Genomic DNA, 9,739 nt, shown 5'->3' on the forward strand with positions numbered 1-9,739 from the left:
CCCACCACCCCGCCGCCGCCGACCACACCGCCACCCACCACGCCGCCACCGACCACACCGCCGCCCACCACACCCCCGCCGACCGGTGGGGACTGCGGGGTGAAGTCGCGGCCCGCCGGCAAGGTGCTCCAGGGCTACTGGGAGAACTGGGACGGCGCCTCCAACGGCGTACACCCCGGCCTCGGCTGGATCCCGATCACCGACAGCCGGCTCAGCCAGCACGGCTACAACGTGATCAACGCGGCCTTCCCGGTGATCCGCTCGGACGGCACGGTGCTCTGGGAGAACGGCATGGACGCTGGTGTGAAGGTCTCCACCCCGGCCGAGATGTGCCAGGCCAAAGCGGCCGGCGCGACCATCCTGATGTCGATCGGCGGGGCCGCGGCGGGCATCGACCTGAGCTCCAGCGCCGTCGCCGACCGGTTCATCGCGACGATCGTGCCGATCCTCACGGCGTACCACTTCGACGGCATCGACATCGACATCGAGACCGGCCTGACCGGTAGCGGGAACATCAATACCCTGTCCACGTCGCAGGCCAACCTGATCCGGATCATCGACGGAGTGCTGGCCCGGATGCCCTCGAACTTCGGCCTGACCATGGCGCCGGAAACGGCCTACGTCACCGGCGGCAGCGTGGTCTACGGCTCGATCTGGGGCTCGTACCTGCCGATCATCAAGAAGTTTGTGGACAACGGCCGGCTCTGGTGGCTGAACATGCAGTACTACAACGGCAGCATGTACGGCTGCGCGGGCGACTCGTACCCGGCCGGCACGGTGCAGGGCTTCACGGTGCAGACGCAGTGCCTGAACAACGGCCTGACCATCCAGGGCACCACCATCCGGGTGCCGTACGACAAGCAGGTTCCGGGCCTGCCCGCGCAGAACGGCGCGGGTGGCGGCTACATGTCGACGTCGCTGGTCACGCAGGCGTGGAACGCCGTACCCGGCCTCAAGGGCCTGATGACCTGGTCGGCGAACTGGGACGGGTCAAAGGGCTGGACGTTCGGCGACAACGTGAAGCGCCTGCAGGGTCGCTGAAAGCTTGCCGGCGCCGCGCCGCGAGGGTGAGCGCCCGGACCGTACCCCAGCGTGTGCCGTCAGTCGGCCGCGCGGCGGGCGCGGGCCCGGCGCTTGCCCTCGTGCATGGCCTGCACCCGGGCCACCGGGATGGTCCGCCCCTCCGCCACCAGGTCGGCGGGGAGCGGCTGCGGCGCCGGCATCGCGGCCCCCCACGGATCGGCACCGGCCAGCAGCGACGGCACGGTCCGGATGGTGAAGTCGGCCGGGGTCACCTCGGTCAGGTCGGCCCAGTCGACCGGGAAGGAGACCGGCATCCCGGGCCGCAGCCGGGGGCTGTACGTGGCCGCCACGGTCGCGCCGCCGGCCCGGGTGGCGTCCACGAAGACCCGGCCGCCCCGGTCCTCCTTGATGTACGCCGTGGTGGCCAGCGCCGGGTCGATCCGTTCGGCGCGGACGGCGAGCGCCCGGGTGGCGGCGGCCAACTCCTCGGCCGTGGCGTCGCCCGTCACGGGAACGAAGACGTGCACGCCCTTGGCGCCGCTGGTCTTGACCGCCCCGGTCAGGCCGGCGTCGGCCAGCGCCTGGCGGACCAGCAACGCGGCGGCGACGGCGGCGGCGAATCCGTCACCCTCCGGCGGGTCCAGGTCGAGCACCAGATGGGTGGGGCGGTGCAGGTCCGCGACGGTGGCCAGCGTCGGGTGGTACTCCACCGCCCGCTGGTTGGCGAACCAGAGCAGGGTGCGCCGGTCGTCGCAGAGGGCGTACGAGATTTCGCGGTGCGACGCCTCCGCCCAGACCGGCACCCGGCGGACCCAGTCGGGGGTGTAGCGGGGAAGGTTCTTCTGCATGAACGGCGGTTGGCCGGGGCGGACCCGGATCACCGACAGCGGCCGGTCCCGTAACTGGGGCAGGATCCGGTCCGCGACCGCGTCCAGGTAGTCGACCAGGTCGCGCTTGGTCGCGTCGACGTTGTCGGACAGGGGCTGGTCCAGGTTGGTCAGGCCCACCCCGTCGCGGATCTCGTCAGCCTCGCTCACCCGACCACCCTCGCGGCCTCGGCGTCGTCGGTCAACCTGACGCGGCGGTCGGTTTCGGCGGGCCGGCTTGGAAGCGTGGTCAGCGCCACCAGCAGTGCGGCGACCACCAGGGCGGCGGCCACGGCGAACGCGACCCTGTAGCCGGCGGCCAGGGCAGCCGTCTCGACTGAGCCCCCGGCCCGTAGAACGTCGGTGCGGGCGGCGGCCAGGGTGGCCAGCGCGGCCAGTCCGACCGCCCCGCCGACCTGCTGGGTGGTGTTGGCCACTCCGGACGCGAGCCCGGCGTCCGCGTCGGTCGCGCCGGCCATGGCCAGCGTGGTGACCGCTGGCAGCGTCAGGCCGCCGGCGACCCCGAAGATCAGCATCGCGGGGAGCACGTCGGCGAGGTAGCGACCGTCGGCGGGCAGCCGGGCGAGTAGCAGGAAGCCGACCGTCGCCAGGCCGAGCCCGACCAGCAGCACACCGCGGGCACCCCACCGGGCGATCAGCCGACCGGCCAGACCGAGCGAGACCACCGCGATCACCACAGGGGTGGGCAGGAACGCCCAGCCGGTGGCCGCCGCGTCCAGCCCGAGCACCAGTTGCAACTCCACGGCGAGCAGGAACTGGAAGCCGAAGAACGCGGCCACCATGAGGAACTGCACGGTGTTCGCCGCGACCAGGCCGGGTACGCGCAGCACCCGGCCCGGCAGCAGCGGGGTCGCCGCGACCCGCTGGCGTACGGCGAAACCGCCGAGCAGCAGCGCCGCGAGTGCCGCCGCGCCGAGGGTGCGTGGGCTGGTCCAGCCGTGCTCGCCCGTTCCCACGATGCCCAGCACGGTGGCCATCAGGCCGGCGGTGGCGAGCAGCGCGCCGGGCACGTCGAGGCCCGCTCGCACGCCGATGCCCCGTTCGGCGGGGAGCCGGCGGACGGCGGTGAGCAGGATCGCCGCCCCGATCGGGAGGTTCACCAGGAAGATCGAACGCCAGCCGGCCAGTTCGGTGAGCACTCCTCCGGCCACCGTGCCGACCGATGCGCCGGCCGCCCCGGTGAAGCTGAAGACGGCGATGGCGCGGGCCCGCTCGGCCGGTTCGGGATAGAGCCGGACGATCATGCCGAGGCTGACCGCCATGGCCAGCGCGCCGCCGATGCCCTGGCCGAAGCGCGCGCCGACCAGCTGCGTCGGCCCGGTGGCCGCCGCGCAGGCCAGCGACGCCAGGGTGAACAGGGTGACGCCGGCGAGGAAGACCCGACGCCGGCCGAGCAGGTCGCCGAGGCGTCCGGCGAGCAGCAGGAGCCCGCCGAACGCCACCAGGTAGGCGTTGACCACCCAGGCCAGGCCGGCGGCGGTGAAGCCCAGGTCGCGTTGGACGGCGGGCAGCGCCACCGAGACGACGCTCCCGTCCAGGATGATCATCAGGCTGCCGGCGCAGAGTACGAGCAGGGCCGGCCAGCGGGCCGGGACGGTACGGTCCATCGAAATGCCTCCTTGGTGCACGCTTTGTTACTGACGCAATCGTCTGTGACCATGAGCCGGAGCGGAAGGAGGCACTGTGATGTCCCAGAGGAACAGCGATGTGTCCGCGCAGGTCGACGCGGAGTTCACCTGCGCCGCCGGGAACGTGCCGTTCACCCCCGGGCAGGCTCGGGCGTGCACCGTCCGCGAGGTGCTCGACCGGGTCGGCGGCAAGTGGAGCATCGGCATCCTGGTGGCCGCCTCGAACGGCCCGGTGCGCTTCACCGAGCTGGAACGGCACATCGAGGGCATCAGCCGACGGATGCTCACGCTGACCCTGCGCAACCTGGAACGCGACGGCCTGCTGCACCGCACCGTCTACCCGACCGTCCCGCCGAAGGTGGAGTACACGGCCACGCCGATGGCGCTGGAGCTGTACGAGTCGCTGGTGGCGCTGACCAGCTGGGCCGAGCGGCACCGCCGGGCCATCGCCGAGGCGCGGACCAGGTACGACGCCGAGCACGGCGGATAAACCAGGCCGTGGTGTGGGGAACACCACCGCCTTCGTCTGACCGATCGGTCAGGGGCTGACCGATCGGTCAGGCATGCTGGTCTGCGGAGGTGGACCAGTGATGGCCAGAGCGGTGTCCGAAACGCACGGCGAGATCCTCGCCGCGGCGGCGCGGCGGTTCGCGGTGACCGGCTACCGGGGCACCTCGTTACAGGACATCGCCCGCGAGGTCGGCTGCTCCAAAGCCACCGTGCTCTACCACTTCGCCAACAAGGAAGCCCTGCTCGCCGAGCTGATGGCCCCGGCCATCGCGGTGCTGCGGGACCTCGACGACCAGCTCACCGGGTTGACCGGAGCGGCCGCCCAGGAGGCCGCCGCGGTGGGCTTCGTCGACCTCGCGGTCCGCTTCCGGCGGGAGATCGCGCTGCTGCGCGGCGAGTTCCCGGAACTGCTGTGCCAGCCGGCGTTCGCGCACATCCAGCAGATCTCCGAACGGCTGCGCGACGCGTTGGCCGGGCACTCCGACCGGCCCGGCGCCCGCATCACGGCGCTGGTGCTGCTGGCCGGCATCTCCGAGGCGTGCGCCGAGTTCGTCGACGTACCCGACGACGAGCTGCGGTCCGCCCTGCTCACCCTCGTCCGGCGGGCCCTCGAACCCGTCGACGCACCGCTGCCCCAACCACCCACGACCGAGGACAAGGACTCCTGATGGCCACCCTGCTCTACCGGCTCGGCCGGGGCGCGCTGCGCCGGCGACGGCTCGTCGTCGCGCTCTGGCTCGTCGTACTCGTCGGCGCCGGCATCGCCGCGGCGACCCTCCGCGGCCCGACGGCGAGCAACTTCACCATGCCGGGCACCGAGAGCCAGCGCGCACTCGACCTGCTCGCGGAGCAGTTCCCCGCGGCCAGCGGCGCCACCGGCACCATCGCGATGAAGGCGCCCGCGGACGGCCAACTCGCCAGCCCCGAGGGTCAGGCCGTGGTGCGGGAACTCGTCGGGCAGGCGGCGACGCTGCCCGGCGTGGTCGGCGCCGTCGACCCGTTCCAGGTCGGCGCGGTCTCGCCCAACGGCCGGTACGCGCTGGTCCAGGTCCAGTTCGCCACCGGTGGTGACGACGTGACCGACGACCAGAAGGCCGCGTACGAGCAGGTTGGCGCAGCCGCCAAAACAAAGGGTTGGCAGGTCGCCCCGGGCGGCGAGGTGCTCGGCGGCGAGCCGGAGATCGGCTCCACCGAGGCCCTCGGCGTCCTGGTCGCCGCGATCGTCCTGATCATCACGTTCGGGTCGTTGGTGGCCGCCGGGATGACCATGCTCAACGCGCTGATCGGCGTGGGCGCCGGGATGGCGGGGCTGTTCGCGCTGAGCGGCGCCGTCCAGCTCACCAGCACCGCGCCGATCCTGGCGCTGATGCTCGGCCTCGCCGTCGGCATCGACTACTCGCTGTTCATCACCTCCCGCCACCGACAGAACCTGATCGACGGCCTGCCGCCGGAGGAGGCGGTCGGCCGGGCGGTCGGTACCGCCGGCTCCGCCGTGGTCTTCGCCGGCGCCACCGTGGTCATCGCGCTGGCCGGGCTGGCCGTGGTGGACATCCCGTTCCTCACCGTGATGGGTCTCGCCGCGGCCGGCACGGTCACCGTCGCCGTCCTCGTCGCCATCACCCTCCAGCCGGCGCTGCTCGGCTTCGCCGGCCGCCGGGTGCTCCCCCGCCGGCTGCGCGCGGTCGCCGCCGACGGCACGCCCGCCGACGGCGCCGTGTCGACCGGCGGACTGGACGTCGACACCGTACCGGCCGAGGACCGCACCGGCTTCGGCTTCCGCTGGGCGCGGCTGGTCACCCGGTTCCGCGTACCCGTCATCCTGGTCGGCCTGCTCGGCCTGGGTCTGCTCGCGCTGCCCACGCCCGACATGCGGCTGGCCCTGCCGGACGCCTCGACGGCGGCCGTCGGCTCGCCCGCCCGGGTGTCGAACGACCTGATCACCGAGGGCTTCGGTCCGGGCTTCACCGGCCGACTCGCGGTGGTCGTCGCCGGTGACACGCCGCAGGCCACCTCGGCCGCCGTACCCCAGGTCACCGCGCTGCTCCAGCGCACGGAGAACGTTCTCGCCGTGGCCCCGGCGCAGCCCAGCCCGGACGGCCGGACCGCGCTGCTCGGCGTGGTGCCCAAGACCGGTCCGACCGACGAGGCGACCGAGACGCTGGTGCACGACATCCGCGACTCGGTGGGCGGAATCCGGGGCGCCGACGTTCTGCTCACCGGTGTCACCGCGATCGGCATCGACGTCTCCGAGAAGCTTTCCGACGCCCTGCCGGTCTACCTGCTGCTGGTGGTCGGGCTCTCGGTGCTGCTGCTGATGCTGGTGTTCCGCTCGCTGCTGGTGCCGGTGAAGGCCGCGCTGGGCTTCCTGCTCACCGTCGCCGCCACGTTCGGCATCACGGTGGCGGTCTTCCAGCAGGGACACCTCGCCGGCCTGGTCGGCCTGGACACGCCCGGCCCGCTGATCAGCTTCCTGCCCATCCTGCTGATCGGCATCCTGTTCGGCCTCGCCATGGACTACGAGGTGTTCCTGGTGTCCCGGATGCGGGAGGACTTCGTCCACGGTGAGACCGCCCAGCAGGCCACGATCAGCGGCATGGGACACGGCGCCCGGGTGGTCACCGCCGCAGCTCTGATCATGATGTCGGTCTTCGGGGGCTTCGTCTTCCTGGAGGACCCGGTGATCAAGTCGATGGGCTTCGCGCTCGCGGTGGGCGTCGCCATCGACGCCTTCGTGGTCCGGATGACGATCGTCCCCGCGGTGATGTCCCTGCTCGGCTCGCGTGCCTGGTGGCTGCCGAACTGGCTCTCCCGCGCCCTGCCGAACGTCGACATCGAAGGCGAAGGTCTCCGCACCCACCTGACGGAGCGAACCCCGACCCGGGTGTAACCAACCAGGAAGTCGATCATGGAGTTGTGGTGCCCGTCGTGCCCCGGTAGGGGGCCTTCGTCCGGCACCACAACTCCATGATCGACGGGGTCGGGGCCCTTAGACGCCCGCTGGGTACGTCTCCATTTCGCCGGGGGCGGCCGGGACCGGCAGCGGGTGCAGGGCCGTCGTCTCGTCGCACCAGATGAAGGCGTCGTAGCGTTCACCGAGGCGGGTGGGCACATAGTTGCCCCAGGACTCGAACGACGGGTCGTAGACCACCCCGATCGCCCGGTGGTCCGCCGTCCCGGTGACCCACTCCGGCTGGTCGTCGCCGCCGAAGACCAGCACAGCCCGCTCCGGCATCAACTCGTGCAGCCTGCGCTCCACCGAGCCCTCCCGGGCCGGCGGCACCACCATCGCCTCGGACGGTGAGCCCCATCGCGGAGCGGCGATCACCGTGCCCCGGTAGCTGCCGAAGCCGACCAGCGCCACCGCGTCGTCGCCGTACCGCTCCCGGGCCAACTGCCCAATGTTAATCAACCCGTCGGCGGCCATGTCGGTGGCCCGCGCGTCCCCGACATGCGTGTTGTGCGCCCAGACGATCCCCCGCGCGTCCGGACCGTACCGATCCAGCAGCCGGTCCAGCGTGTCCTGCATGTGCGTGTCACGGATGTTCCAGGAATCCGGCCCACCGGCCACCATCGCCCGGTAGTAGCGCTCCGCGCCGGCCACCACCTCCGCGTTCTGCCAGGCCGAGAAACGATCCGGGCCGTCCGACATGGCCTGCTCCCGAGTACGGGCCAACAGCCGGACGACCTCCTCCTCACAGCGAGCGGAGACGAACCGGCTGGCCGCGCCGTACTCCTCAACCCGCTTGCCGTACGGCTCGAAGCACCGGTACGCGTCCTGCGCCGCCTCCAGCGAGGTCGGATCCTCCTCACCCAGATAGTCGAAGATCGCCTGCATCGACTCCCAGAGGCTGTACACGTCGAGACCGTGGAACCCGGCCCGTTGACCGTCCGGCCGCTCCAGGTTCCACGCCCGCAGCCAGCGGCAGAACCGGGCCACCTCGGCGTTCGCCCACATCCACGTCGGCCACCGCTCGAAGCCCTCCAGCGCCGTCTGCGGATCGTGGGCCCCGCCGGGCGCGGCAGTGACCGAGCGGTGCACCCGGTCGCAGTCCGGCCAGTCGCCCTCCACGGCCACGAACGAGAAGCCGCACTCCGCGATGAGTCGCCGGGTGAGCTGCTCGCGCAGCCGGTAGTAGTCGTAGCTGCCGTGCGTGGACTCGCCGATCATCACCACCCGGGAGTCCCGGACGCGCTCCAGCAACGGATCGAAGTCGCTCGGCGCGCCGAGCCGCTGAACCAGCATGGCAGCGGCTACCCGGCGGCCGCTCCGACAAACCGTCGGCGCGTCGCCCGCCGACACGCCGTCGCGGTGTACGGGGGCGCCGAGCGGGTAGCCGACCGGCATGACCGTCACCGGCGTGCAGTTGCAGGAGTACCTGGCCGGGCTCGACTACCCGGTCTCCCGCGAGGACCTGGTCCGCTGGGGTCAGGAGAACGGGGCCAGCACGGCCCTGTTGCAGATGTTGCAGGCGTTGCCCGCGGAGCAGTTCGAGTCGCCGGCCGAGCTGAGCGAGGCGCTGACCACCCTCGCCTGACGGCCCGGTCACCGCGCGTTCAGCAGCCGGAACAGCACCAGCCACTGCTCCGGCCAGACGTACCCCACCGGGGTGTCCGGCGCGATCCGCGTCGCCCGCAGGGCGGCCGCGACCCGGGCGGCGGGTGGTGCCGACGCAGGGTCGCGGCGAGGGAGCCGCCGACGCCCTCGAAACCCAACCCCACGAGCCTCCGGTACGCCGGCAGAGCCGCCGCCGGCAGCAACGGCTCCGGTCGCCGCTCGATCCGCAGGATCCCGGCGTCGACCGCCGGCACCGGTCGGAACGCGCCTCGGGGCACCCGTCCCGCCAGCCGCCACCCGACCTCCGGCCAGGTCTGCACGGTGAGCCGGGTCCACCGGCCGTAGTCGCCGCTGCGTCGACGGGCGTACTCCAACTGGGTGAGCAGGGTCGCCGAACGCAGCCGGGGCGCGGCCAGACACCAGCGCACCACGGCGGAGGTCAGCGACCACGGGATGTTGCCGACCACCGCGAACGGCTCCGGTGGCGGCTCTGCGGCGAGGAAGTCGGCCTGCCGGTGCTCGACGTTGGGCAGGGCCGCGCAGACGGCCGCCAACTCCCGGCCGGCGGCCGGGTCCACCTCGTACGCCGTCAGTCGCCCACAGCGGGCGGCGAGCGGCCGGGTCAACTGACCGCGGCCGGCGCCGACCTCCAGCAGGAGCCCGGTCGGGTCGGGGTCGGCGACACGGACCAGCCGCGCGACGGCGGCCCGGTCGGTGAGGAAGTTCTGGCTGAGTACGCGACGGGACCGGTCGCGTTCGGATGGTCGGATGTTGCGGGGCGCCACGGGTCGTCGTCCTGTCTGTCGCCGCTCGGCGACGGGCTGGACAGGCAGCCGGGATTGCCGGGCCTGTCCGAGTGGATCGGGACTCGGACGGCCCTGGACCATGGCGCGGGTACGCGGCGACGCGGCGACAGCCTCGTGCCGTTGCAGAAGATCAGCGGTGGTGGGGGCGAGTGCCCCACCACACCGCGAGCGTGAACCGATCAGCGGCAGGTCGCGTCCCAGCCGGCCAGGGCCGGACGCCGGACTCGCGGACGGGACACCAGCAGGGCACCCCAGGCGGCCGGCGCACCGACCCCCTCGATCAGGGCATGCGTGAACATGCCCGCCACCCTACCGACCCCCCCACCCCAC

At 72.5% G+C, this 9,739-nt stretch carries 8 protein-coding genes and 1 pseudogene; 5 read left to right on the top strand and 4 right to left on the bottom strand.

Annotated features, from left to right (window positions below; translation table 11 throughout):
- Nucleotides 1-1,041 (top strand): chitinase (locus JNW91_RS26340; RefSeq protein ID WP_238425744.1); only part of this gene is annotated, 1,041 nt, incomplete at its 5' end.
- 59 nt (nt 1,042-1,100) lie between these two features.
- Here JNW91_RS26340 and JNW91_RS26345 read toward each other — a convergent pair.
- Together JNW91_RS26345 and JNW91_RS26350 are read right to left on the bottom strand one after the other, a co-directional pair.
- On the bottom strand, nt 1,101-2,060 hold the full coding sequence (locus JNW91_RS26345; RefSeq protein ID WP_203178071.1) for a DNA polymerase domain-containing protein: 960 nt from the start codon (nt 2,058-2,060) through the stop codon (nt 1,101-1,103).
- Complete coding sequence (locus JNW91_RS26350; RefSeq protein ID WP_203178073.1) at nt 2,057-3,517, bottom strand: MFS transporter; 1,461 nt, start codon at nt 3,515-3,517, stop codon at nt 2,057-2,059. The genes JNW91_RS26345 and JNW91_RS26350 overlap by 4 nt, the downstream gene beginning before the upstream one ends.
- A gap of 76 nt (nt 3,518-3,593) precedes the next feature.
- Here JNW91_RS26350 and JNW91_RS26355 point away from each other — a divergent pair, with 76 nt between their 5' ends.
- The 3 genes from JNW91_RS26355 to JNW91_RS26365 all read left to right on the top strand — a co-directional run bounded on the left by JNW91_RS26355 (nt 3,594) and on the right by JNW91_RS26365 (nt 6,935).
- Entirely contained in the window at nt 3,594-4,028 is a 435-nt protein-coding gene (locus JNW91_RS26355) for a winged helix-turn-helix transcriptional regulator (protein WP_309244492.1), read from the top strand.
- Nucleotides 4,029-4,128: 100 nt separating this feature from the next.
- Nucleotides 4,129-4,716, top strand: a complete 588-nt coding sequence (locus tag JNW91_RS26360) for a TetR/AcrR family transcriptional regulator (RefSeq protein ID WP_203178074.1) — start codon at nt 4,129-4,131, stop codon at nt 4,714-4,716.
- The gene (locus JNW91_RS26365) at nt 4,716-6,935 is read left to right on the top strand and encodes an MMPL family transporter (protein ID WP_203178075.1); all 2,220 of its coding nucleotides are present in this window, start codon (nt 4,716-4,718) and stop codon (nt 6,933-6,935) included. Before JNW91_RS26360 ends, JNW91_RS26365 begins: the two co-directional genes overlap by 1 nt.
- A gap of 99 nt (nt 6,936-7,034) precedes the next feature.
- Here JNW91_RS26365 and JNW91_RS26370 read toward each other — a convergent pair whose 3' ends face one another.
- Entirely contained in the window at nt 7,035-8,291 is a 1,257-nt protein-coding gene (locus JNW91_RS26370; RefSeq protein ID WP_203178076.1) for an erythromycin esterase family protein, read from the bottom strand.
- Between the two features lie 100 nt (nt 8,292-8,391).
- On the opposite strand from JNW91_RS26370, the gene JNW91_RS26375 reads away from it, so the two are divergent.
- Nucleotides 8,392-8,583 (top strand): DUF2795 domain-containing protein, encoded by a 192-nt coding sequence (locus JNW91_RS26375; protein ID WP_203178077.1) that lies wholly within the window; start codon nt 8,392-8,394, stop codon nt 8,581-8,583.
- A gap of 8 nt (nt 8,584-8,591) precedes the next feature.
- Here the strand turns inward: JNW91_RS26375 and erm are convergent.
- Nucleotides 8,592-9,388 (bottom strand): annotated as a pseudogene (gene erm / locus JNW91_RS26380) (ErmE/ErmH/ErmO/ErmR family 23S rRNA (adenine(2058)-N(6))-methyltransferase).
- Nucleotides 9,389-9,739 lie beyond the last annotated feature (351 nt).

Origin of the sequence: Micromonospora parastrephiae, assembly GCF_016802865.1 — a bacterium.
In the GTDB taxonomy this organism is placed as follows: Bacteria; Actinomycetota; Actinomycetes; order Mycobacteriales; family Micromonosporaceae; genus Micromonospora; species Micromonospora parastrephiae.